This is a genomic window from Rossellomorea sp. NS-SX7, assembly GCF_052828565.1.
Genome location: NZ_CM128249.1, coordinates 1358820 through 1383161, shown reverse-complemented (window position 1 = coordinate 1383161; position 24342 = coordinate 1358820). Strand labels below are relative to the sequence as shown.

General features: G+C 43.5%; 24 protein-coding genes and 1 other annotated feature. All 24 genes read right to left on the bottom strand.

Annotation, left to right across the window (positions count from 1 at the left end; genetic code table 11):
• Positions 1-55: 55 nt before the first annotated feature.
• The 24 genes from pyrE to spoIIGA all read right to left on the bottom strand — a co-directional run bounded on the left by pyrE (position 56) and on the right by spoIIGA (position 24211).
• Positions 56-679: an orotate phosphoribosyltransferase gene (gene pyrE, locus ACUXV2_RS06770; protein ID WP_446246272.1), complete on the bottom strand. Its 624-nt coding sequence runs from the start codon at positions 677-679 to the stop codon at positions 56-58.
• The gene (pyrF, locus tag ACUXV2_RS06765; protein WP_446246271.1) at positions 680-1387 is read right to left on the bottom strand and encodes an orotidine-5'-phosphate decarboxylase; all 708 of its coding nucleotides are present in this window, start codon (positions 1385-1387) and stop codon (positions 680-682) included.
• Complete coding sequence (locus tag ACUXV2_RS06760; RefSeq protein ID WP_446246270.1) at positions 1359-2300, bottom strand: dihydroorotate dehydrogenase; 942 nt, start codon at positions 2298-2300, stop codon at positions 1359-1361. Before ACUXV2_RS06760 ends, pyrF begins: the two co-directional genes overlap by 29 nt.
• Entirely contained in the window at positions 2297-3073 is a 777-nt protein-coding gene (locus ACUXV2_RS06755; RefSeq protein ID WP_446246269.1) for a dihydroorotate dehydrogenase electron transfer subunit, read from the bottom strand. Before ACUXV2_RS06755 ends, ACUXV2_RS06760 begins: the two co-directional genes overlap by 4 nt.
• Positions 3070-6282 (bottom strand): carbamoyl-phosphate synthase large subunit, encoded by a 3213-nt coding sequence (gene carB / locus ACUXV2_RS06750; RefSeq protein ID WP_446246268.1) that lies wholly within the window; start codon positions 6280-6282, stop codon positions 3070-3072. The genes ACUXV2_RS06755 and carB overlap by 4 nt, the downstream gene beginning before the upstream one ends.
• Positions 6275-7366, bottom strand: a complete 1092-nt coding sequence (locus ACUXV2_RS06745; RefSeq protein ID WP_446246267.1) for a carbamoyl phosphate synthase small subunit — start codon at positions 7364-7366, stop codon at positions 6275-6277. Before ACUXV2_RS06745 ends, carB begins: the two co-directional genes overlap by 8 nt.
• Positions 7363-8649 (bottom strand): dihydroorotase, encoded by a 1287-nt coding sequence (locus ACUXV2_RS06740; protein ID WP_446246266.1) that lies wholly within the window; start codon positions 8647-8649, stop codon positions 7363-7365. The genes ACUXV2_RS06745 and ACUXV2_RS06740 overlap by 4 nt, the downstream gene beginning before the upstream one ends.
• 12 nt (positions 8650-8661) lie before the next feature.
• Positions 8662-9543: an aspartate carbamoyltransferase catalytic subunit gene (locus ACUXV2_RS06735; protein ID WP_446246265.1), complete on the bottom strand. Its 882-nt coding sequence runs from the start codon at positions 9541-9543 to the stop codon at positions 8662-8664.
• 146 nt (positions 9544-9689) lie between these two features.
• A complete protein-coding gene (locus ACUXV2_RS06730; RefSeq protein ID WP_446246264.1) occupies positions 9690-11126 on the bottom strand; it encodes a uracil-xanthine permease family protein in 1437 nt (478 codons plus the stop codon).
• 42 nt (positions 11127-11168) lie between these two features.
• Positions 11169-11714 carry a bifunctional pyr operon transcriptional regulator/uracil phosphoribosyltransferase PyrR gene (pyrR, locus tag ACUXV2_RS06725; RefSeq protein WP_446246263.1) on the bottom strand — a complete coding sequence of 182 codons (546 nt, stop codon included), beginning with the start codon at positions 11712-11714 and terminating at the stop codon, positions 11169-11171.
• A 266-nt stretch (positions 11715-11980) separates the two neighbouring features.
• Complete coding sequence (locus tag ACUXV2_RS06720; RefSeq protein WP_446246262.1) at positions 11981-12889, bottom strand: RluA family pseudouridine synthase; 909 nt, start codon at positions 12887-12889, stop codon at positions 11981-11983.
• Entirely contained in the window at positions 12837-13355 is a 519-nt protein-coding gene (gene lspA / locus ACUXV2_RS06715; protein WP_446246261.1) for a signal peptidase II, read from the bottom strand. The genes ACUXV2_RS06720 and lspA overlap by 53 nt, the downstream gene beginning before the upstream one ends.
• Positions 13356-13454: 99 nt before the next feature.
• Positions 13455-13742: a hypothetical protein gene (locus ACUXV2_RS06710; protein ID WP_446246260.1), complete on the bottom strand. Its 288-nt coding sequence runs from the start codon at positions 13740-13742 to the stop codon at positions 13455-13457.
• Between the two features lie 410 nt (positions 13743-14152).
• Positions 14153-16924, bottom strand: a complete 2772-nt coding sequence (gene ileS / locus ACUXV2_RS06705; protein ID WP_446246259.1) for an isoleucine--tRNA ligase — start codon at positions 16922-16924, stop codon at positions 14153-14155.
• Positions 16925-17024: 100 nt separating this feature from the next.
• Positions 17025-17270: a binding site (T-box leader), on the bottom strand.
• Between the two features lie 50 nt (positions 17271-17320).
• The gene (locus ACUXV2_RS06700; RefSeq protein ID WP_446246258.1) at positions 17321-17836 is read right to left on the bottom strand and encodes a DivIVA domain-containing protein; all 516 of its coding nucleotides are present in this window, start codon (positions 17834-17836) and stop codon (positions 17321-17323) included.
• Between the two features lie 90 nt (positions 17837-17926).
• Positions 17927-18694 (bottom strand): YlmH family RNA-binding protein, encoded by a 768-nt coding sequence (locus ACUXV2_RS06695; protein WP_446246257.1) that lies wholly within the window; start codon positions 18692-18694, stop codon positions 17927-17929.
• 109 nt (positions 18695-18803) lie between these two features.
• The gene (locus tag ACUXV2_RS06690) at positions 18804-19067 is read right to left on the bottom strand and encodes a YggT family protein (RefSeq protein WP_446246256.1); all 264 of its coding nucleotides are present in this window, start codon (positions 19065-19067) and stop codon (positions 18804-18806) included.
• Positions 19068-19075: 8 nt separating this feature from the next.
• Positions 19076-19525 carry a cell division protein SepF gene (locus ACUXV2_RS06685; protein WP_446246255.1) on the bottom strand — a complete coding sequence of 150 codons (450 nt, stop codon included), beginning with the start codon at positions 19523-19525 and terminating at the stop codon, positions 19076-19078.
• Positions 19526-19541: 16 nt separating this feature from the next.
• Positions 19542-20216, bottom strand: a complete 675-nt coding sequence (locus ACUXV2_RS06680) for a YggS family pyridoxal phosphate-dependent enzyme (protein WP_446246254.1) — start codon at positions 20214-20216, stop codon at positions 19542-19544.
• 1 nt (position 20217) lies between these two features.
• The gene (gene pgeF, locus ACUXV2_RS06675; protein WP_446246253.1) at positions 20218-21039 is read right to left on the bottom strand and encodes a peptidoglycan editing factor PgeF; all 822 of its coding nucleotides are present in this window, start codon (positions 21037-21039) and stop codon (positions 20218-20220) included.
• Positions 21040-21097: 58 nt separating this feature from the next.
• Positions 21098-21379, bottom strand: a complete 282-nt coding sequence (locus ACUXV2_RS06670; RefSeq protein ID WP_175988847.1) for a YlmC/YmxH family sporulation protein — start codon at positions 21377-21379, stop codon at positions 21098-21100.
• A 167-nt stretch (positions 21380-21546) separates the two neighbouring features.
• The gene (sigG, locus tag ACUXV2_RS06665; protein WP_032088921.1) at positions 21547-22323 is read right to left on the bottom strand and encodes an RNA polymerase sporulation sigma factor SigG; all 777 of its coding nucleotides are present in this window, start codon (positions 22321-22323) and stop codon (positions 21547-21549) included.
• A gap of 191 nt (positions 22324-22514) precedes the next feature.
• On the bottom strand, positions 22515-23234 hold the full coding sequence (gene sigE / locus ACUXV2_RS06660; protein WP_175988845.1) for an RNA polymerase sporulation sigma factor SigE: 720 nt from the start codon (positions 23232-23234) through the stop codon (positions 22515-22517).
• Positions 23235-23287: 53 nt separating this feature from the next.
• On the bottom strand, positions 23288-24211 hold the full coding sequence (gene spoIIGA / locus ACUXV2_RS06655; protein WP_446246252.1) for a sigma-E processing peptidase SpoIIGA: 924 nt from the start codon (positions 24209-24211) through the stop codon (positions 23288-23290).
• Between the last annotated feature and the right edge of the window lie 131 nt (positions 24212-24342).

The window sequence follows — 24342 nt, the reverse complement described above, 5'->3', positions numbered from 1 at the left end:
TTGAAGAATCGGCGCTTGGATAAAATGGCTTAATATAATGGCGAGCTTCTTCCTTCTAATTACCCCACGCCTCTGGATTCTCTCTCCATTTATTCAATTCATCCAACTCTTCTTCTTGGATGATCGAGCGTTGAAGTGCGACTTGAAGCAAACTGGAGTAATCCGATAACGCATGAACATTTATTTGATGTTCCTCCAGCATCTCTTTGCCTTTATCAAGTTCATATGTGAAGATGGCAGCAACCCCCAATACCTCACATCCTGCTTCTCTTAGCGCTTCGACTGCAGTGATGCAGCTGCCGCCTGTTGAGATCAGGTCCTCCACCACTACTACTTTTTGTCCTGCCGCGACTTTACCTTCTATTTGATTTCCCTTTCCGTGTGCTTTCGCTTTGGAACGGACATAACACATCGGGAGATTTAATTTCTCACTTACCCAGGCTGCGTGCGGAATCCCTGCTGTTGCCGTACCGGCTATCACTTCTGCTTCAGGGAAGTGCTTTTTTATCATTTCTGAAAGGCCGCTCGAGATGGCATTCCGCACTTGGGGAAAGGACATCGTTAGACGGTTATCACAATAAATCGGCGACTTGATCCCGGATGACCATGTAAAAGGCTCTGCAGGGTTTAAAAAGACAGCTTCAATGTCTAATAGTTGTTTGGCAATTTCTTGTTTCATCTAAAAGCCCTCCCATTCATCTACCACTTGATTATAAGCACGCTGCGGATCCACTGCTTTCGTGATGCTTCTTCCGACAACGATTAACGAGGATCCCATTTCTTTTGCTTTTGCAGGGGTAGTCATTCTTTGCTGGTCTCCTTTATCATCGTCCACAAGTCTGATACCCGGTGTCACCGTTAAAAAGTCCTCCCCGCAATGTTCCCTGATCAGCAAAGCCTCATGGGGCGAACATACCACTCCATCAAGCCCTGACTGTTTTGCCAGATTGGCATAATGCAAGACTGAATCATTAATCGATTGATCAATCAACTGCTCTTCCCTCATCTGTTTTTCTGATGTGGATGTTAATTGAGTGACTGCAATCAGTTTTGTCCGGTTCCGATTTGATGAACATCCTGCCTGGAGGCCTTCTAAAGCTCTTTCCATCATGATACTCCCACCTGCAGCATGGACATTGAGCAGTTCCAGATCATATTGAGCAAGACCTTTCATTGCCCCGTAAACTGTGTTGGGGATATCATGAAGCTTCAAATCAAGGAATATCCGGTGATTTTTTTTTAATAACTTTTCGATGATGATCGGTCCGTTTTGAAGATATAATTCCATTCCAACTTTTACATTCAAACTCTCATTGAATAGTCCCAGAAATGATGAAGTATCTTCCCAAGTCGGAAAATCAAGAGCTATAAATGGTTTTTGATTCATTCTTTCCCCAGCTCCTTCCGGTAAGATCGGAAATATGCTCGACTCCTAGTTCATCGAGCAATCCAGGAAGTTCGTTAATGATCCTCTGACACACAAAAGGATCGACGAAGTTTGCAGTCCCGACTGCAACGGCACTTGCACCTGCGTAAAAATACTCGATGACGTCTTCAGCTGACTGAATACCGCCCATTCCAATAATCGGGAGGTCCACCGCCTGGCTTACTTCATAAATCATCCTGATCGCAACCGGTTTGATTGCCGGTCCGGATAGCCCTCCAGTTTTGTTAGCAAGAACAGGCTTTGCGGTTTTGATATCCAGTCTCATCCCCAGAAGCGTATTGATCATCGTCAATCCGTCTGCTCCGCCTGCCTCAACCGCTTTAGCCATCTCAACAATATTGGATACATTCGGTGATAGCTTCACATAAAGGGGGACTTCTGAAACATCTTTGACTCTTTCCGTTAATTCCTGTGCCACTTCCGGAATGGTCCCGAATGCAATTCCTCCCGTTTTAACATTGGGACAAGAGATATTCAGTTCCAATGCTTTTACATTGTGAGCTGTCGAAATTTCTTTTGCGACTTCCACATAATCTTCCATTTGTGATCCGGCAACATTTGCGATGACCGGAACGTCGAACCGGGATAGCCACGGCAGCTCATTTTCCATGACCCCTTTGAGACCCGGGTTCTGAAGCCCGATTGCATTTAACATCCCTGCATTAGTTTCCGCTACACGAGGAGTCGGGTTGCCAAAGCGCGGCTCTTCCGTTGTTGCCTTTATCATAATCGCACCAAGTTCGCTTAAATCATAGAATTGACTGTACTCGCGCCCAAATCCGAAACAGCCTGACGCTGGCATGATGGGATTCTTCAGCGATAATCCCGGTAATTCAACCTTCAGTCTTCTCATAATTGCACCACCCCTGCAGGAAATACCGGTCCATCACTGCATACCTTTACATAGCTGTGACCTTCGGGATCATCCTGTTTGTGACAGACGCATGCAAAACATGCGCCGATCCCGCAGCCCATTCTCTCCTCTAAGGATATGAAACCAGTTTTCGTTTGTAATTTGGATTCCAATGCTTTGAGCATCGGTGTCGGCCCGCATGAAAAATACTCATCAAAATCGGGTGCGTCAGTTTGGATGACATCCGTGACAAATCCTTTAGTACCCAATGATCCATCCACTGTGGCTATATACGTTTCACCGAGTTCCTGAAAGCGTTCCTCATAAAAGCTGACATACTGATCTTGAAAGCCTAATATATGTTTCACTTCCCAGCCTCTTGCGATCAGACTTTTGGACAGACCGTAAAGGGGAGGAACACCGATTCCCCCGCCTACCAATAATGCAGTCTTATTTTTACCCTCCACTACAGAGAATCCATTTCCAAGAGGTCCTAATACGTCGACTGTCCCCCCGATATCGACAAGGGAAAGAAGCTTTGTCCCCTTGCCTTCCGCACGGTAAATCAACGTCATCGTTTGTTCTTCCATGTTGTGTGCTGCGATGGAGATCGGCCTCCTTAACAGAGGGTCGATCCCGGTTCCGACTTTCACATGGACAAATTGTCCCGGAGCCTTGATTTCATTCACTAATTCCCCTTGAAGGATCAATTCGAAGATATTCTTTGCAATCTGTTCATGGGAAACCACCGTCATCTGGTCGTTTACGATCATTGATGGACCGCCTCTCTTTTCTCCGTCTGTGATGGCAGCGCCTCGGCAGAGAAGGTCATTGATTCAATCACCCTTAAGATCGCCTCAGCTGTGTCTAAAGAAGTGAGACAAGGAACCCCGTTTTCCACTGATTCCCGTCTAATCCTGAAACCGTCTCGGGCTGGCTGCTTCCCTTTCGTAAGCGTGTTGATGACAAGCTGTGTCTCACCGCTTTGAATGATATCAAGCAGGGTCGGACCCTCAGAACCGATTTTATCGACTTCCTTAACAGCGATACCTTCTTTTGTTAAATGCTCAGCGGTCCCTTTTGTCGCCAGGATCCCATAGCCGATATTGACGAAGCGTTTCGCTAATAACACCGCTTCTTCCTTGTCTTTATCTGCCACTGTCATCAGGACGGAACCGTACTCCTTCATTTCCATTCCCGCTGCGACCATTCCTTTATAAAGTGCTTTCTCTAACGTTGAGTCTTTCCCCATGACTTCCCCTGTCGATTTCATTTCAGGGCCCAGCGTGATATCGACTCTTCTCAGCTTTGCAAAAGAGAAAACCGGGACTTTTACATATACTCCTTGCTTTTCAGGTATTAAACCTGATTCGTACCCCTGCTCCTTCAAGGAAACTCCGAGTATCGCTTTCGTTGCCATATTGGCCATAGGCACATTCGTGATCTTACTGATGAATGGCACCGTCCTGCTCGAGCGCGGATTCACTTCCAGAACAAAAATCTCACCTTTGGAGATGACATATTGAATGTTAAGCAGGCCGACAATATTCAATCCTTTTGCCAGGCGGGTTGTGTAATCCACTAATGTTTGCTTTTGTTCCTCTGTCAGCTGCTGTGGTGGGTATACCGCAATGGAATCCCCTGAATGGACGCCTGCCCGTTCAATGTGTTCCATTATTCCAGGGACAACGACATCGACTCCGTCTGAAATCGCATCGACTTCAATCTCTTTCCCGATCAAATATCTGTCGATCAGTACCGGATGCTGCGGGTTTACCTTTACCGCATTTTCCATATAGTGGAGAAGTTCTTCTTTTCTGTACACTATTTCCATCGCTCTACCGCCAAGGACGTAAGAAGGTCTGACCAATACCGGATACCCGATGGATTCTGCTATTTCAAGCGCTCCTTCTACAGATACGGCTGTTTTGCCCTCTGGCTGCGGAATCCCTAATTCGTTAAGAGTCTGCTCGAATTTGTCGCGATTCTCGGCGCGGTCGAGATCCTCAAGTGAAGTCCCAAGAATCTTGACACCCCTTTTCACCAATTCCTCTGCCAGGTTAATCGCCGTCTGCCCACCAAATTGGACCACAACCCCTTTAGGCTTTTCCAAATCAATAATGTGCATCACATCTTCGACCGTAAGAGGCTCGAAGTATAACTTATCTGAGATACTGAAATCCGTTGATACCGTTTCAGGGTTATTATTTACGATGATCGCTTCATATCCTGCTTCCTTGATCGCCCAGACGGAGTGGACTGTCGCGTAATCAAATTCCACGCCCTGACCGATTCGGATCGGGCCTGAGCCCAGAACGATGACACTTTCTCTATCAGTGACTTTCGATTCGTTTTCATCCTCATATGTCCCATAGAAATATGGTGTTTCAGATTCAAACTCCGCTGCACAGGTATCGACCATCTTATACACCGGGAAAAGGCCATTTTCTTTTCTCCACTGATAGACTTCATTTTCTGTACTGCCCCAAAGCTTTGCGACAGTGATGTCAGAGAAGCCCATACGTTTCGCTTTTTGAGCAAGTTCGACGTTGAATGGATGATCCTTTAATTCTCTTTCGAACTCTACAATTCTATTCATTTTATAGAGGAAGAAGAGGTCGATCTTACTCCATTCATGAATCGTTTCCATCTTAACTCCTCTTCTGAGTGCTTCTCCTACATAGAAGAGACGTTCATCACCGGCTTTGCGGATCCTTTTCTCAATCCACTGATCAGTCATCTGTTCTGCATCGTTTAACTCGATGTGGTACGTATTGCTTTCGAGGGAGCGGACTGCCTTCAACAGTGATTCTTCGAAGGTTCTTCCGATCGCCATCACTTCGCCTGTTGCTTTCATTTGGGTGCCAAGATTTCGTTTGGCAGCTTCAAACTTGTCAAACGGCCAGCGCGGAATCTTCGTTACTACATAATCAAGGGCGGGTTCAAAGGCAGCGTACGTTTTACCGGTAACAGGGTTCATCATTTCATCCAGTGTCAATCCCACTGCAATCTTCGCAGCGAGCTTGGCAATCGGATAACCGGTGGCTTTTGAAGCAAGAGCGGATGAACGGCTGACCCTTGGGTTCACTTCGATGATGTAATACTGGAAGCTGTCGGGATCCAGTGCGAGCTGAACGTTACATCCTCCTTCTATCCCCAGAGCACGGATGATTTTCAAGCTGGTGTTTCTGAGCATTTGATATTCTCTGTCACTTAAGGTCTGACTAGGAGCAACTACGATTGAATCACCTGTGTGGATCCCAACAGGATCGATGTTTTCCATGTTACACACTACGATTGCGTTATCGGCAGCATCTCTCATAACCTCGTACTCTATTTCTTTAAATCCTGCAATGCTCTTCTCAAGAAGACATTGTGTCACAGGGCTATATTTTAATCCGGAACTTACGATTTCAATCAATTCTTCTTCGTTGTGGCAAATTCCTCCACCAGTGCCACCAAGAGTGTAAGCAGGTCTTACGATGACCGGGAAGCCGACCCCATCGACAAAATGGAACGCTTCTTCCACACTGCGGATGATTTCGCTCTCCGGTACCGGCTCATTGAGCTCATTCATCAGATTCCTGAATAAATCACGATCTTCCGCTTTTTCAATGGCAGATAGTTTTGTTCCGAGTATTTCAACGCCGCATTCGTCTAAAACCCCTGATTTAGAAAGCTCAACAGCCAGATTCAAGCCAGTCTGGCCCCCGAGTGTCGGAAGGAGGGCATCCGGGCGTTCCTTGCGGATGATCCTGCTCACAAATTCCAGTGTCAGCGGTTCAATATAGACTTTGTCAGCCATTTCAGCGTCTGTCATGATCGTTGCAGGGTTGGAATTGACCAATATGACACGGTAACCTTCTTCTTTAAGGGCTATACAGGCCTGGGTCCCCGCATAGTCGAATTCCGCCGCCTGTCCTATGATGATCGGTCCGCTTCCAATTACTAAAATGCTTTTAATGTCTGTACGTTTAGGCATGTTGAAGCTCCTTTCTTTTCTCATCTTCCATTAATTTCATGAAATCATCGAATAAGTAATTTGAATCCTCCGGCCCTGGAGATGCTTCCGGATGATATTGAACAGTAAATGCAGGATAATCAAGGTGTTTCAAACCTTCCACCGTACCGTCATTGATGGCTATATGAGTGACTTCGAGCCTAGTTCCTGCCAGCGATTTTTCTTCCACTGCATAACCGTGGTTTTGTGAAGTCAATGCCACTTTTCCAGTTTTCAAGTCTTTTACTGGATGATTGCCGCCGCGATGGCCAAACTTCATTTTGAAGGAATCCCCTCCGCAAGCCAGTGCGAACAACTGATGGCCAAGACAGATTCCGAATAGAGGTATATCACCAATCAATTCCCTGATCGTCTCGATAGCCTGAGGTACGTCTTTCGGATCTCCAGGTCCATTCGACAGCATGATTCCATCCGGCTGAAGCATGCGGATCTCTTCTGCTGATGTATTGTAAGGAACCACTATAACGTCGCAATTCCGTTTATTCAGTTCTCTTAATATGCCATGCTTCATCCCAAAATCCACCAGGACCACTCTGAACCCTCTACCCGGACTGGCATAAGCCGTTTTTGTCGATACTTGTTTCACTTGATCGCATCTTAATGAGGTTGAGTGCAGCTTTTCAAGCACTTCTTCTTTATCTAATTCAGCTGAACAAACGATTCCCTTCATCGCTCCATGCTGTCTGATGATCCTTGTCAATTTTCTGGTATCAATACCAGCTATACCTGGAATGCCTTTCACTTTCAATAACTCATCCAGCGTTGATTCATTTCTCCAGTTTGATGGGAAGTCGGCCACTTCCCTCACGATGAATGCTTTGATGGCAGGAGTGATCGATTCAAAGTCGTCCCGGTTGATTCCGTAGTTTCCAACTAAAGGATACGTTAATGTAACAATCTGTCCGCAATAGGAAGGATCCGAAAGAATTTCCTGATAGCCTGTCATGCTTGTGTTGAATACAACTTCTCCAACAGTTTCTTCATTCGCCCCAAAGCCTTCTCCTATGAATACTGTCCCGTCGTCTAATATAAGTTGTCTTTTCATCCTTCATTTCCTCCTTCTTCCCATACAAGGGAACCTTGATAAAAAGTAGCTGCAGGCCAGCCTTTGCACTCCCAGCCTTTGAATGGGGTGTTCTTACCTTTAGATAAAAACCTGTCAGGATCAATGGCTTCCTGTTTTGATAAATCGATTAGGGTGAAATCTGCATCTCCGCCCACTTCCAGCCTTCCATATGGAAGATTGAATGCCGAGCTCGGTTTAATCGTCATCCATTCGGTCAACTGTTTCAGTGTGAAAATCCCTTTTTCAACAAAATTGGTATAAAGCAGCGGGAATGCTGTTTCGAGTCCAACGATCCCGAATGGTGCAAGCTGCATACCTTCTGACTTTTCAGCTTCTGTGTGCGGTGCATGATCTGTAGCGATGAAATCTATCGTTCCATCCAATAATCCTTCGATTAAGGCATCTTGATCTTCTTTGCTTCTAAGCGGGGGATTCATCTTGAAGTTCGGATCAAGACCAGGGATATCATCTTCACATAAAAGAAGGTGATGCGGTGTTACTTCCGCAGTGACGTTGATTCCAGCTTTCTTTGCGTCCCTCACAACCCTTACCGACTCTTTCGTCGAAATATGACACACATGGTAATGAACGCCTGCTGCTTCAGCCAGTAACACATCCCGCGCAATATGTACGGCTTCACATACAGATGGGATTCCAGCGATATCGTGTTTTCTAGAAAATTCCCCTTCGTGTACCGCTCCCTTGTTGATTAATGTATTCTCTTCACAGTGAGCGACAATTGATGCACCGATGCTCGCCGCTTTTTTCATCGCTTGGAGCATCATTCCTGCCGATTGAACCCCTACCCCGTCATCCGTAAATGCAAATGCTCCATTTCCTTTCAGGGAAGATAAGTCATTCAGACTCTTCCCAGTCTGGCGTTCAGTAATCGCTGCGTATGGCAAGACCCGGATGCTGGCTGTTTCGGCAATCCTTTCATTCAGGGATCTCAGGGTTTCTTCTGAATCAGGTACAGGTCTCGTATTCGGCATGGCTGCGATTGTTGTGAAGCCCCCTCTTGCCGCTGCTTCAGTTCCGGTTTTGATCGTTTCTTTATGTTCTCCGCCTGGTTCCCTCAAATGAACATGCAGGTCGACAAACCCAGGTGAGATCAACAATCCTTCAGCTTGGTATTCTTGATGACCGCTGTTGTCGAGGTTCGCACCCATTGCAGTGATTTTATTTTCTTGAAGCTTAATATCAATTTTCTCAAGTTCACCGTTTTCTTTTATGATACTTGCATTTCGAATGATTCTGTTCATCTGACATTCCCCCTATTCGTTGTTATCCAGTGCCCTTTTCAACACAGCCATCCTTACAAATACTCCGTTTTCCATCTGCTTGAAAATTCTTGATTTATCGCATTCCACCAATGAATCGGCAATTTCCACACCTCGATTGACAGGGGCAGGATGAAGGATGATGCTGTTTTCTTTCATTCTTTCTTTTCTGCTTACCGTCAGCCCGAAGCTTTCGTGATATTCTTCTTTTGTAAGGTTTGACGTGCTTCCGTGGCGTTCATGCTGGATCCTTAGAAGCATGACTGCGTCTGATGTCGCCACACTTTCATCAACCGTCATATACTGATCTTGATATTCAGGCGGGAACCATTCGCGCGGCCCTGAGAAAACGACTTCGGCTCCCAATTTCTTCAACGCCTCGGCATTTGATCGTGCTACCCGGCTATGTGCAATATCCCCGATGATTGCCACTTGAAGATTTTCAAACCCTCCAAATTCCTGACGTATGGTCAAAAGATCCAATAAGCATTGGGTCGGATGATTCCCGCACCCGTCGCCCCCGTTGATCACCCTTGTTCTCAAACCTGAGAGTTCATCAAAGTAGCGCTCGAGTGTATGTCGGATGACGACCGTTTCAACCCCTATCGCTTCCAGGGTCCGTACTGTGTCGTATAGTGTTTCGCCTTTCTGTACACTCGAAGTATGTGCCTCGAAGGGAATGACCTCGAGCCCCAACTTCCTTTCTGCCATTTCAAAACTGCACTTGGTACGAGTACTTGCTTCAAAGAAAAGGTTCGCAACATATTTATCTGACCCTTTGTCCCAGGACTCACCTTCCTTGAATCGTTCAGCCTGATCAAGGATGTCGATGATTTCTTCTTTTGTTAATTCATTCATTGTCAATAAGCTCTTCACGATGAACCCCTCCTAAAAAAACCACCCTGCCATAGGTGCGACAGGGTGGTTTTGAACATACTTCTAAAGACATGGGAGTATACTGCTCCCTTGTCCCGTTCAAATTTCACCCTTGTAGACTCTCTGGACTTACTTAAAAGGTGTTTCTATGCAACTTCATTTTTTGAAGAGTGTTCTTCTTCAAAGAGATTATTATTTCCTTCACTTTCTTCTCTTCCAGGTAAGACCAGGTTCAGCACTACTCCTACAATCGCTGCCAGTGCCATGCCAGATAATGAAATCTCATCACTTACTTTTACGAAAGCCCCTCCGACCCCGATTACGAGGATAACCGAGGAGATTACCAGATTCCTCTTGTTTCCAAGATCTACTTTGTTATCGATCAGCATGCGCAGTCCGCTTGAAGCGATGATTCCGAACAGAAGGATTGATACACCGCCCATGACCGCTGATGGGATCGAGCCGATCAATGCTGTGATCTTTCCGATGAAACCGAAAGTGATGGCAAGCACCGCTGCTCCGGCTATGACGAACACGCTGAATACGCGTGTGATGGCCAAGACTCCAATGTTTTCACCGTAAGTTGTATTAGGCGGCCCTCCTATCAGGGAGGCAATCACCGTTGCGACCCCGTCACCTAGAATCGAACGATGAAGGCCTGGTTTTTCGATGAAGTTCCGTCCGACCACCTTGCTTAATACCATTTGGTCCCCAGTATGTTCTGCCAGCGTCACGAGTGCTACCGGCACCATGATTGAAACGATTTCCCAAGAAAAGCTTGGTGTATAGTCTACAAAAGGTATAAAGAAGTCAGGCATTTGTAAGATCGGCGCTTCGATCACTTTTTGAAAATCAACCAGCCCCGCAAACACCGCAATGATGTAGCCTCCGACGATTCCTGCAAGAATCGGTACCATGCCAAGGAACCCTTTGAAGTAAATCGAGCAAATGATGGTTATCGCTAATGTAGCGAGTGCTACCATGAAATGAGTGTTGCTATACACCAGATTTTCCGCTCCCGGATTTTCATACATCGCCATGTTGACTGCCGTACCTGCCAACCCCAGACCGATGACCATGATAACGGGACCGACCACGATTGGAGGCAGGATGCGGACCAGCCATTTCAGACCTAGCTTCGATATAAGCAGTGCGACGATACCGTAGACAATTCCGGCAAGGAAACTTCCCATCATGGCTGCTTGTGGTCCGCCAAAGCTTTTAGCAGCAAGAATCGGTGCGATGAATGCAAAGGATGAACCTAAGTACGCGGGGATTCTGCCTCTTGTTATGATCAGGTACGCCAATGTCCCCAAACCACTTGAAATCAATGCAACGCCGGGGCTCAAACCTACTAGGAAAGGAACCAGTACCGTTGCCCCGAACATTGCGAAAAGATGCTGTATGCTCAGTGTGAGCCATTTCCCTGGATTCGGTCTTTCTTCTACATCAAGTACTATTTTTTGATTTTCATTCATAACTTGTTCCTCCCTTGATTCTGTTTTTCTCCAAAAAAATACCCTCTTTGTCCTGCAAGAGGGTACAAAGAGGGTATAAGAAGGCCTGGAGCACTTCATTCCCATCCTTTGTCAGCCTCTCTGGACTAATCTTAAAAGGATTATGCTTTATTCATTTTCGTGTATGGTTACTTGTTCCTCACCGTCTACTTCAGAAAGCGAGACCATGATTTTTTCGGAACTTGAGGTTGGAATATTCTTTCCGACAAAATCAGCTCTGATCGGAAGTTCCCTATGACCTCTGTCCACAAGGACCGCTAATTGAATCTGGCTCGGACGCCCTCTGTCCATCAGTGCATCGAGTCCTGCTCTTACTGTTCTTCCCGTAAACAATACGTCATCTACAAGTATGACTTTTTTATTGGTGATATCCACAGGCAGATCCGATCCTTTGACCTCTGGTTCGTTATCTGCTGTTTTTTTGCTGAGATCATCTCTGTACAGTGTAATGTCAATTTCACCTACAGGGATTTCTTCTCCTTCGATATCGTGAATGCGTTCAGCCAAGCGGTTGGCAATGTGGATCCCTCTGGTTTTGATACCGACCAGTACACAATTTTCGATACCTTTATTTCGTTCGATGATTTCGTGTGCGATTCGCGTCAGTGCCCTTCTGATGGCTGGCTGATCTAACACCGTAGCTTTCTTTGTCATTACTGCACCTCTTTTCACATTCTTATCATTTTATAATCGGTGATGATTCAACTGCTCTATACACAGCTTCCCGATTTACTATTGATCGTAAACGCTGATTCAATAAAAAATCCCTCTCACCTTAGGGATGAGAGGGTACACTTATCGTATAAATCATTGCACGCCAAAAGTAATTGGTCGTACATGCTCCTTCTCAGCCTCACGGGACCGTATTAAAGGTGTTATTCAATTAACTAAATGGTACAGGTAGTTCGATGTTTTGTCAATCATTTATTTTTCAATTGCGTTAACAGCTCTTTGAATTCGTTTGGCAGCTCGGCCTGGAATTCCATATACTCATTTGTCCTTGGGTGGTTGAAACCCAATACGCCGGCATGGAGCGCCTGTCCATCAATATTCAATGTTTTACGCGGACCGTATTTAGGGTCACCTGCGAGCGGATATCCGATATACTTCATATGGACGCGGATTTGATGAGTTCTTCCTGTTTCCAATTCACACTGTACCAAAGTAAAATCCTTAAATCGCTCCAATACTTTAAAATGCGTGACCGCATTCTTCCCATTGTCAACGACGGCCATACTTTGACGGTCTTTGGGGTCGCGTCCGATAGGAGCATCGATCGTCCCGTATTCATGCGGGATCAGTCCATGTACGATAGCGGTATATTTTCTTGTGACTGTCTTTTCGACAAGCTGATTGACTAAGTGTTCATGTGCCAAATCATTTTTCGCGACCATCAATAAACCTGATGTATCTTTGTCGATACGATGCACGATCCCCGGTCTCAATACACCGTTGATGCCGGAGAGATCATTGCAATGATACATAAGACCATTCACCATCGTCCCAGAGTAATGGCCGGGTGCGGGATGTACAACCATACCTTTCGGCTTGTTCACTACAATCACATCTGAATCTTCATAAGTGATATCAAGATGAAGATTCTCGGGTTCTACATCTAATTCTTCCGGTTCGGGAATCGTAACAGTGATCCTCGATTCCAATGGACATTTAAAGTTTGGTTTTACCTTTTCATCATTCACTGTGATATGTCCTTCTTTAATCCATTGCTGAACTTGTGAACGTGACCATTCATTATTCAATCCACTGACAATTTTATCAATTCGTTCGCCCTGTTCGTTCTGTTGTATGATGTGCTGAATTACTTCCATTCTCTTTCTCCTTCTTTGCTTTTCGTTCGTCCAGATACATATAAATAATTAATAGCGCTACTCCAATCGTCAATGCTGCATCGGCAATATTAAAAATCGGGAAATCATAGGAAAAAATATATGTATTTAAAAAGTCGACAACTTCTTTTCGAAAGACACGGTCAATAAAGTTCCCTATTGCTCCACCAAGCATAAAAGCAAGGCTTAAACTAAATAAAGACTGTCCTTTTGCATGGACCTGCATATAATACACGATACCTACAATCACTACTAACGTAATAATGTAAAAAAACCACATTTGCCCCTGGAGTATTCCCCATGCTGCACCTTGATTTCGATGAGAAGTCAAATAGAAAAGATTTTCAATGATTTCTATGCTCTCCCCTTCTGTCATCTTTTTCACAACCAACCATTTCGTCAGCTGATCCAATCCAATTACAACCAAAGCCACTAAATAATAAAACACAAAGGCAACCTCCACATCGTATGAAATGATTACCTTTGCATTTTAGCACAAACAATAGAATAAAGACACTTAATCTAAGGCTTTTATAAAAAGATTGTTTTATGAATACCTGCCCATCTGAATTTTGCCGTACTGCCTCCAATCATTTGCTTCTGTTATCGAAGTGAGCGTTGGATTCACTTTGATTAAATCGAAAGGAATTTCTTCCCCGCTCATCTCACAAAGTCCGTAACGATTTTGTGAGGCCAGATGAAGGGCATGCTTCACATCTGAAATCTCCTGGTGTATATAATGTTGAATTAAAGGATGTTGAGATTGACTTGCCTCTAGCTCTTTCAAGGATGCTGTCAGTTCTTGAATGATGGATGTGTATCGGTCATATGTCATCTTGATCCCTCCACTCTTAGTATGGAGGTAAGTGTCATAAAATTTGTCTTGCAAGATATAGTAATTATGGAATTGGGTTCAGCAAAGACGATACAAAGCCATTTGATGAGAAATGTCAATGTTTTCATCCATATAATTTCTTCATTCGATAAGAGCATTTTATTTAATCCAAAAAAGTTCTGTTAAACACCGCTGTTGATTTCCGTGCAAGACTTCGCTTTCCGCGGGCGGCCGGTGAGCCTCCTCGTCGCTACGCTCCTGCGGGGTCTCACTTGTCTCGCTTTTCCCGCAGGAGTCTTCGTCTTGCACTCCAATCAACAGCTGGAACTGCCTAAAACTCAATAATGATCTTTATCATACCCCATAGAAAAAAGCTGATCCTATAACATAGGACCAGCTTTTTTTATATTTTATGCTAAGTGTGAATAATTTTCTTTGACTACGGACGCACATCTAGTGCATAGGGAAGGATGATCTTTGTCTTCTCCAACTGTTGGAGTGACTATCCAGCAGCGGTCACATGTTTCGCCTTCCGCTTTTTCAACGACAATGCTGTTCTGTCCGACAGTTAAGGCTTCTGCAGGCGCTTCACCCGATCCACCGCCAATTTCAATAGCTGACACGATGAACAATTGCTTTAGGTCTTCTGAAATTGAATTCAATAGTGATTTTGTTTCATCATTTACGTAAAGGGTTACTTTTGCCGTTAATGATTTACCGATAAGCTTTTGATTACGCGCTTCCTCAAGGGCTTTTAATACATCGTCGCGCAGCTCAAGGAACGCATTCCATTTTTTCTTAAGCTCTTCAGCATTAGGAAGTTCCTTCCATTCAGGCATATCCGTTAATTGTACACTTTCTTCCTCTACTCCAGGTACATGAGCCCAAACTTCGTCTGCTGTATGAGAAAGGATCGGAGACATTAATTTTGTAAGAACGACCAATGCTTCATACAATACAGTCTGCATCGCACGTCGTTCAAAATTGTCTTTTGCTTCGATGTACAGGACATCTTTCGCGAAATCAAGATAGAATGAACTCAAGTCCAGTGTACAGAAGTTATTCACTGCATGATAGATGCTTGCAAATTCATAGTTGTCATAAGAATTTTTCACATTTTTTACCAAGTCATTCAACTTGACCATCATGAACTGATCGACTTCACGGAGATTCTCATAGGATACCGCATCGGCTTTTGGATCGAAATCCGCTAAGTTACCTAGAAGGAATCGGTATGTGTTACGGATTTTTCTATATACCTCTGCTACCTGCTTTAAGATCGGATCAGATACGCGTACATCTGATTGATAGTCAACCGAAGCTACCCACAGACGAAGGATGTCTGCACCAAGCTGTTTCATGACTTTTTCAGGTACAACGACGTTTCCAAGTGATTTACTCATCTTTCTTCCTTCACCGTCCAGGGCGAAGCCGTGACTCAAGACACCTTTATACGGCGCTTTTCCCGTAACTGCAACACCTGTCGTCAAGGATGAATTGAACCATCCGCGATATTGATCGGATCCTTCGAGGTACAGATCTGCGGGACGCTGCAAATCTTCGCGTGCTTCAAGTACTGCCTGGTGAGAAGAACCTGAGTCAAACCATACATCCATGATGTCTTGTTCTTTCGTGAACTGGCCATTCGGGCTGCCCTCATGAGTAAAACCATCTGGAAGAAGATCTTTCGCTTCTCTTTCGAACCAAATATTTGAACCATGCTCACTGAATAAAGCAGATACATGATTGATTGTTTCATCTGTTATGATCTCTTCGCCGTTTTCCGCGTAGAATACAGGAATTGGGACACCCCATGCACGCTGTCTTGAAATACACCAGTCTCCGCGGTCTCTTACCATATTGAAGAGACGGGTTTCACCCCAGCTTGGAACCCATTTCGTGTCCTTGACAGCTTGCAGCAGCTCATCACGGAATTTATCGATGGACGCGAACCATTGAGCAGTCGCTCTGAAGATAACAGGTTTCTTTGTACGCCAGTCATGTGGATATGAATGCGTGATGAAGTTAAGCTTCAATAATGCTCCGGCTTCCTGCAGCTTTTCGGTGATCGGTTTGTTTGCTTTGTCATAGAAGAGCCCTTCGAAGCCCGGAGCTTCAGAAGTCATTACGCCTTTATCATCAACAGGGCACAATACTTCCAACCCATATTTCTTACCGACCAGGAAGTCATCTTCCCCGTGGCCAGGTGCAGTGTGAACACATCCTGTACCTGAGTCAGTTGTAACATGATCCCCAAGGATGACAAGGGATTCACGGTCATAGAGCGGATGTTTGGCTTTTAGGCGTTCAAGCTCCGAACCTTTGACCTTTTTCGTTACTTCAGCCCCTGCCCATTCAAGGTTCTCTGCAACATCTTCAAGCAGGTCTTCAGCCACAACATACGAGCTGCCATTGACAGATACAACTACGTATGTGAGGTCCTGATGAACCGCGATGCCAAGGTTTGCAGGAATTGTCCATGGGGTTGTCGTCCAGATGATGAACTGAGTGCCTTCCTCGAGGACCCCTTTTCCATCGGTCACTTTGAACCCTACATAAATGGATGGAGAGCGTTTATCTTGATACTCGATCTCAGCTTCTGCCAAGGCAGATTCACTTGAAGGAGACCAGTAGACAGGCTTTTTGCCCTTGTAGATATATCCCTTCTTCGCCATGTCACCGAATACTTTGATTTGTTGTGCTTCGTATTCAGGTTTTAAAGTGATATAAGGATTTTCCCAGTCACCGCGAACTCCTAATTGCTTAAATTGAGTACGCTGGATATCTACTTGTTCATAAGCGTATTCTTCGCATAATTTACGAAATTCTGCGACAGTCATTTCTTTACGCTTCACACCTTTATTCGTAAGTGCCTGCTCAATCGGAAGTCCGTGTGTATCCCAGCCCGGAACATATGGTGCGTGAAAACCGTTCATTGATTTAAATCGTACGATAAAATCTTTCAGGATTTTATTCAGTGCGTGCCCCATGTGGAGATTTCCATTTGCATATGGAGGCCCATCATGAAGGACAAATAGCGGGCGCCCTTCTGTACGATCCTGAACCTTTTTGTAGATGTCCATATCTTCCCATTTCTCTTGAGTTTCAGGTTCTCTTTTAGGCAAGTTCCCTCTCATCGGAAACTCAGTTTTCGGCATCAATAAAGTATCTTTATACTCCATTATTTAAAATCCTCCTTCAGCATGTATCTTAATTGCCATCTTTTCTACTTTCTTGTGTTCTTAATCAATCCGGATAACAAAAAAAGCTTTCTCATCCCTAAAAAGGGACGAGAAAGCTTTCCCGCGGTACCACCCTCATAAAAATATCCAAAAGGACATTTTCACTCGTTTCATTCGTAACGTGAATAAAACGCCAAACACTAATCATCACAAGTAACTTTTAGAGTTTCATGTTTGGAGCTCAAGGGTGATCTTCCGCTTCTATTTCCTCACCGGGCTCCCACCATCCCCGGTTCGCTATATAGGAATCAAAGTAGAAACGTACTGTCCCTATCTCAGCCTTTATTATGGCAAATCAGATTGTTTTACAATTATATGAAATGAAAGCAGCTTTCGTCAAGACAGAGTCTCTTCTTCTTTAAGAGTTTTTAATTCAGTGGCATCTAAATCAAATTCCATCAGCTGATCCCAATCGTCTGTATCCAGTAGATCAAGCTGCGCTTCGATCAGCATCTTGAAGCGGGTACGGAATACTTTCGACTGTTTCTTAAGCTCTTCGATCTCGATCGCGATCTTTCTGGCTTTTGAAAGTGATTCATTGACGATTCTGTCTGCATTTTTTTCCGCTTCTTTGATAATCAGCTTAGCTTCTTTCGTTGCATTTCTCTTTACTTCTTCCCCTGCTTCCTGAGCGATGACGATGGATTTGTTAAGCGTTTCTTCAATGGTTGTAAAATGACCCAAACGTTCATTAAGAGAATTCAAACGTTCTTCAGTTTCTTTCTTTTCACGGATAAGAATTTCGTAATCTTTTATGATTTGATCTAAAAATTCGTTAACCTCATCCTCATCATAACCGCGAAAGCCACGACTAAACTCCTTGTTATGTATGTCTAATGGCGTTAAAGGCATGGGAGCCACCTCCAGTACTTGGTGAATTACAAGTTTATTATAACTAAAATTTCGACAGCATGTGGGAAAAATCCTTTATTTTTCTATAAATTATTTAAGAATCCCCAAAGAAATTCGCCATTTTTCTCGTTTGGTTCTTCCTTCGATCGAAATAAGCTTACTTCTGCCGTAACCCCTTACCGATATTACATCCCCTGTTTCAACTTCGATCGATGGGTTTTCCGTGGTCTTCCAATTCAGTTTTACAAGATTACTTTTGATGTAAGTTTGAGTCTTCTGGCGTGAGATATTATAAATGGCTGCTATGACTGCATCCAGTCTCAAGGAACTCACAGTTGTTACTTTTTCCTGCCATTCCTCACGTGCTTGAATTAAATCTGTAAAAGGAACGGTTTGCAGTGTCACTTTTGCTTTGCCTATCTGGTTTAATTCCATTTTGACAAAATCAGATATTTCCTCTGCAACGATTAGTTGGAATCGCTGTTCATCAGTGAGGATGTCTCCAAACTTTTCACGCTTCAGTCCCAAAGACATGATACTTCCTAATACTTGCCTATGTTCTATTGTAACAAACTTGCTAGGGTACTCAATCTCAAATAACTTTATACCATAATCTTCTTCTTCAGGATGGAAATAGGCGGGATATAGCAAAGCCCTTTTCCTTTCTGTATGGTTTGGAAAAAAGGATAGAAGCACCTCTTCATTCTGCCCGATGATCGATTGGACAATATGCTGCTGCCTCGGATCCAGAAAATCCGTCCGCTTTGGTGCATATTGGCTTTCCACCTGTTCCCGCCACTGTAGCACATTATCTACAAACTCCTTTTCATCCTGCCTGAAATGCTGATAAATGGACACGGGACTCACCCCCTTAGATAATCTTAGATACATTAACGCCAAAATAAAAGAACTGAAACGGATTGAGATGTTTCAGTTCTTTACGGTAAACATGTTTATAGTGCATCCATTAGATGAACCACATGTATAGTTGATTGAGGCCCATTTGAGCCAAATTCAACACAATGAATGCAACGATTGGAGAAATATCGATCATTCCAAGCGGAGGCACGAACCGTCTGAATGGTTCCAGGTACGGTTCACATATCCTGGACAAAAATTGCCCAATTGAAGATTCCCTCGCATTCGGGAACCATGACATTAATATATAAATGATTAATGCCCATGAATAAAGCTGAATAAGTGTAGATAATACTTCAAAAACAAATCCCATAATTTACATTACCACCTTGAATCAGATATATCTTCTTCTTTAAGAAATTCAGAAATATTGCCGCTCACTTCCACATTATCAGGTGTGCAGAGGAAAATGTTCATGCCCACACGCTGGATGTCGCCGCCTATCGCGTATACTGTACCGCTAAGGAAATCGACGATACGTTTAGCTTGGTCATGCTGAATCCGCTGCAGGTTCACAAGCACTGACCGCCTATTCTTCAGGTGGTCTGCTATTTCCTGCGCTTCAGCATAAACTCTTGGTTCTACCAAAATCACCTTGGAAGATTTCTGTACGCTCTGAAGACTCACTACATTCTGCTTGGACCCAGACACTGGTTGTGTTTTCATTTTCTTTTTCTCCTCGAATTCCTCTTCGAACTTTTCATCTTCTTCATAATCATATTCTTCTTCATCTAATAGGAAGAACGTTTTCAATTTAGATTTAATGCCCATTTGCGTACATCCCCTCTCAGTCATTTCCAACTAACGCTGATCCAATACGGATAAAAGTAGCTCCTTCTTCAATTGCAATACTATAATCATTACTCATCCCCATTGATAGCTCTGTACATGGTGCATTAGATAATTCCAAGGAATGGATCTTTTCTTGAAGTTCTCTTAGTGTGCGGAAGCATTTTCTTAGAAATCCTTCATCATCTGTATAAGGCGCCATCGTCATTAGGCCGATGACCTTTACATTGGAGTAGTCTTTGAGGTTTTTAATGAAACCTTCGACATCCTGGGGAGACATACCATGTTTCGAATCCTCACCCGATACATTCACCTGAACGAAACAAGAGACAGGCTTGTCCGCTCTTTTATGAATTTCCTTGGCCAGGGATAACCGATCCAAGGAGTGTATGTACGATACTTTGTCAATGATATTCTTAACCTTCTTTGATTGAAGTGTACCGATAAAATGCCACTGCGGTTTGTCTTTTAATTCATCCCACTTGGACAAGAGACCGGAATCCCTGTTTTCTCCCAAGTGTATCAACCCGGCTTGGAGGGCTTCCTCCGCTCTTTTTGTTGAAACATATTTCGTTACAGCAACAATATTGATTTCTTCTGGCTTTCTTCCAGCACTGCTGCAAGCTTCGTAAATGTTATCCTGTATGATTTTCAGGTTTTCCTCAACTTTCATTTCACATCTCCTTCCAGCCAATAAAGCTCATCATTCTTCCTGTCTTCCCCTCATCTCTGCGGAAAGAGTAAAATTCATTGCTGCAGGAAGAACAATAACCAGAAGTATGGATTTGCTTTTCTGCTAAACCGCTTTGAAGCAGAAGGAGTCTGTTCACCTTCTTCAAATCCAAATGATATTGCCCCTCTTCCTTTAAATTATAGGGCAAGTCGTTACCATCTTCTAGTACTTTTTTTACTCGATCCAATACTCTATCGTCTACAACATAGCATGTCTCACAAATGGAAGGTCCTATTACGACTTCTATATCAGCCAGCCGGGAACCCCTGTCCATGAATGCTGATATCATGGCTGGTCCAATCTCCCCCACTGTTCCCTTCCAGCCGGCATGAGCGACCCCTATTTTCCCATCCTGCTTATCAAGGAAATATAAAGGGACACAGTCTGCATAACACATCGTCAACAAAGTATTGTGATGTTCTGTCAAAAAACCATCCGTGTCTTTGATACTCGTGGAATATGAGATGCTCCCTTTGCCGCGGTCAGCAGGAATTACTTCATGAATCCTGTTCCCATGGGTCTGCTCGGCACCTACCCAGTGTTCTAAAGGGAATTGAAGTGATTGAGCGATTCTTGTTCTGTTCTTTGCCACATGCTGGTTGTCATCTCCAACATGCAGGCCCATATTTAATGAATCATAACAGCCTTCACTTTCTCCCCCCAGCCTGGTAGTGATACCCGCTTTCAAACCGGGAAATTGTTCAGTCCATTTCTTTATTGTATAAAACGATTCAGTTTCTTTGTAAAAAGGCTCGGTAGACACGATTGAATCTCCTTCTTTTTTTATAAGTGTACCACAGAATCTGAATATTCGTCATTTATCAAGAAGATTCTTTCGGTTCTTCCAGCTGTCCCTGTATATAATGGCTTTCTTTATGTCGAACCAGTATGACATCTTCACCAATTTTCACTATACTTTTCCACGGGATGACAATATCCTCATCTTTCCCGAAGAAACCAAGTAACTTTCCGCCTCCTCCGATGACAATTGCTTCAATTCTGCCTGTATCCAAATTGATTTCGATATCTCCAATATTCCCCAACTTTCTTCCATCCGATATATTGACTACGTCTTTAATTTGGAATTCAGATATTCGAACCACAAGAGATCCCCTCCCTAAACGTTTGAATGCGACCCCGAATGCCCTTAGGTCAACATTGTGCCCTCATTATATTGTATGCAGCAAAAAAAAAGGCAGACCCGGGATTTAAGGATCTGCCTTTCTCGATTGATCAAGGGAAGAATATTTGCCTTCTTCCACGATGTCTTCTATTGAATATTTTTATTCATTTGTTTTATGGCTGCTTTTTCTAATCGAGATACTTGAGCTTGTGAAATCCCTATTTCGTCAGCTACTTCCATTTGAGTTTTTCCTTGAAAAAAGCGTTTACTGATAATCAGCTTTTCACGGTCATTCAGTCTTCGCATGCCCTCTTGCAACGCGATTTCTTCGATCCAATGGAAATCCCGGTTTCGTTCATCGCTTAGCTGGTCCATGACAAAGATCGGATCTCCTCCATCATTGTAAATGGGCTCGAACAATGAAACTGGATCTTGGATCGCATCCAATGCAAATACAATTTCTTCATGCGGGACGTCAAGAACCTTGGCAATCTCTTCTGCAGTAGGTTCTTTTGAAGTTTCACCCATCAGTTTTTCTCTTACTTGCAATGCCTTGTAAGCAATATCACGCAGAGAGCGCGATACACGGATGGGGTTATTGTCACGCAGGTAACGGCGTATCTCTCCTATAATCATCGGTACTGCATAGGTGGAGAACCGTACATTTTGGCCCAAGTCAAAATTGTCGATTGATTTCATTAAACCAATACATCCGACTTGAAACAAATCATCAACATACTCACCACGGTTGTTAAAGCGTTGAATTACACTTAAGACGAGGCGCAAATTCCCATTCACAAGCTTCTCTCTTGCGGAGATATCGCCTGCTTGCATTTGTTTGAATAGGACTCTCATTTCTTCATTCTTCAATACTGGTAATTTGGAAGTATCTACACCACAAATCTCAACTTTATTACGTGTCATTCTTTCCCCTCCTTGCAGGAGCTGTTGTACAAAATTCAGTATTTCCTTGAGGAGGAAAAATATGCATTTCATTCAGTTGAATGATGGATGTTCTCCGTTCAACCCCTTGCAAACACAAGAAATATCGAACGAAAATATTTTATGATACCCATTAAAAAAGCTGATCTTGTATAAAGATCAGCCGTCTGGATTTACACCATTTTATTAAATTCTTTCTTCAGTCTCTTTATGATCCTTTTCTCGAGCCTGGAGATATAAGATTGGGATATTCCCAGCATATCCGCTACATCTTTTTGAGTCTTCTCCTCTTCTCCCATAAGACCGAATCTCAGCTCCATGATTTGTTTTTCCCGATCGGAAAGCTGGTGAAGCGCATTGAAAAGCAATTTCTTATCCACAGTCGCTTCCAGGTCTTTCGTGATAATGTCTTCATCCGTACCAAGTACATCTGACAGCAGTAGCTCATTCCCATCCCAGTCAATGTTCAACGGTTCATCGAATGAGACTTCCGACCGGATTTTGTTATTTCTTCTGAGGTACATAAGTATTTCATTTTCTATACACCTGGATGCATACGTAGCAAGTTTTATCTTTTTTTCCGGATTGAAGGTGTTAACTGCTTTAATTAAACCGATTGTACCGATACTTATCAAATCTTCAATATTTATGCCTGTATTTTCAAATTTCCTTGCGATATAAACGACTAACCTCAGGTTCCGTTCAATGAGTAGAGACCGTGCCGCTTTATCACCACCTGGCAACTTGTTGAGAAGAACTTCTTCTTCTTCTTTCGTCAGGGGAGGAGGAAGCGCCTCACTTCCACCTATGTAATAAATCTCATCCGTCTTTATTCCAAGTTTGATTAATAATTTGTACCAAAAATATAAAAATTTCATTTTTAATTTTTTCATCGTTGTTCCCCCTTCTATTTCTTTAGAATGTGAGTATAGTAATAGTAATCGTACTATGAAACATTCTGTATCGGCTTTCCTGAAGCCATTCTGGGATGGACGATCGCTCCAAAGCTCTCATCAGCCGAAAGCGGTTCATGCCTGAAAACGATTAAGCCGCTGGATGACCAGGAGGATTCATGATCTTTTAATATGATGGAATCCGGCTTAATTGCTGCTAACAGCTGACTTTTCCTTCCAACCGACTGGGCAGGAACGATTCTTAATCGGTCTGACCATTCTACTTCAAGGTTCAGTTGACCCGAAAAGATGTCCTCTGCTTCTTCACATAACATGCTCACCTCTTCAGGAACTGAATCCTTTAAAGATGAAATGGACACAATTATGACAGGAGTCTTTGATATGGGATCCTGCAACTGGTTACCGCTGTCCACGAGCCCTTTTACGCTGAATTCGTAATCCCCGATTTTTATGGCGACATCCACTAGTTGATCATATTGGATCTTAACGTGTTCCACACTATCCATCCTGCCTTTCGAAAAATACCAAGCGATTGGAAGTGCAATCATGACGAATACCCAGCTGATTGGATCTCCAAATCCCTTGATGCTTGCCAAAAGCACAGTGGCTTCCGTACCTGGATTGAATGTAAGGAAGTAATGGGCACCTATGAGGATCCCACCTGTCAGGAACGTGACAAAATAAAACATAAGAAGATTCGTAAGGTAATAACGAAATCTTTTGAAACCAAATGCCGAATAAACCATAATCAGTGAAAATAGCAGCTTAACCAGAGGGTTTCCAACTACATAGGCATAGGGAGAAAAGGAAAGAATTATAATGGCAGAACCTATCAAACTTCCTATTGCGATTCTCCACAGAGCGAACTGCCTTTTGAGGAGCAAGCCTGTCAGCCAGAGCAATATAAAATCCACACATACATTCAACAACCAGATGACATCTAAATATAAGGTCAATCGCTACCCTCCTTAAACTTCATCTAGCTTGATACCCTTTTCCTGAAACTGAATGACTTATACGAAGTATATCGTACATACCCTCTAAAAGTTTGTCATTTTATGTATGCCAGGAAGGAAAACTTTTTAGA

Excerpts from the sequence above, each read along its gene's own strand:
- ACUXV2_RS06685 (WP_446246255.1), bottom strand. The coding sequence starts at position 19,525 with ATGGGCATTAAATCTAAATTGAAAACGTTCTTCCTATTAGATGAAGAA.
- ACUXV2_RS06755 (WP_446246269.1), bottom strand. The coding sequence starts at position 3,073 with ATGATCGTAAACGACCAGATGACGGTGGTTTCCCATGAACAGATTGCA.
- ACUXV2_RS06720 (WP_446246262.1), bottom strand. The coding sequence starts at position 12,889 with ATGGAAGTAATTCAGCACATCATACAACAGAACGAACAGGGCGAACGA.
- ACUXV2_RS06680 (WP_446246254.1), bottom strand. The coding sequence starts at position 20,216 with ATGAAAGTTGAGGAAAACCTGAAAATCATACAGGATAACATTTACGAA.
- pyrR (WP_446246263.1), bottom strand. The coding sequence starts at position 11,714 with ATGACAAAGAAAGCTACGGTGTTAGATCAGCCAGCCATCAGAAGGGCA.
- ACUXV2_RS06690 (WP_446246256.1), bottom strand. The coding sequence starts at position 19,067 with ATGGGATTTGTTTTTGAAGTATTATCTACACTTATTCAGCTTTATTCA.
- ACUXV2_RS06740 (WP_446246266.1), bottom strand. The coding sequence starts at position 8,649 with ATGAACAGAATCATTCGAAATGCAAGTATCATAAAAGAAAACGGTGAA.
- sigE (WP_175988845.1), bottom strand. The coding sequence starts at position 23,234 with ATGAAAAAATTAAAAATGAAATTTTTATATTTTTGGTACAAATTATTA.
- pyrE (WP_446246272.1), bottom strand. The coding sequence starts at position 679 with ATGAAACAAGAAATTGCCAAACAACTATTAGACATTGAAGCTGTCTTT.
- ACUXV2_RS06700 (WP_446246258.1), bottom strand. The coding sequence starts at position 17,836 with ATGCCTTTAACGCCATTAGACATACATAACAAGGAGTTTAGTCGTGGC.
- ACUXV2_RS06730 (WP_446246264.1), bottom strand. The coding sequence starts at position 11,126 with ATGGGAATGAAGTGCTCCAGGCCTTCTTATACCCTCTTTGTACCCTCT.
- ACUXV2_RS06745 (WP_446246267.1), bottom strand. The coding sequence starts at position 7,366 with ATGAAAAGACAACTTATATTAGACGACGGGACAGTATTCATAGGAGAA.
- ileS (WP_446246259.1), bottom strand. The coding sequence starts at position 16,924 with ATGGAGTATAAAGATACTTTATTGATGCCGAAAACTGAGTTTCCGATG.
- ACUXV2_RS06760 (WP_446246270.1), bottom strand. The coding sequence starts at position 2,300 with ATGAGAAGACTGAAGGTTGAATTACCGGGATTATCGCTGAAGAATCCC.
- carB (WP_446246268.1), bottom strand. The coding sequence starts at position 6,282 with ATGCCTAAACGTACAGACATTAAAAGCATTTTAGTAATTGGAAGCGGA.
- ACUXV2_RS06710 (WP_446246260.1), bottom strand. The coding sequence starts at position 13,742 with ATGACATATGACCGATACACATCCATCATTCAAGAACTGACAGCATCC.
- sigG (WP_032088921.1), bottom strand. The coding sequence starts at position 22,323 with ATGACACGTAATAAAGTTGAGATTTGTGGTGTAGATACTTCCAAATTA.
- pyrF (WP_446246271.1), bottom strand. The coding sequence starts at position 1,387 with ATGAATCAAAAACCATTTATAGCTCTTGATTTTCCGACTTGGGAAGAT.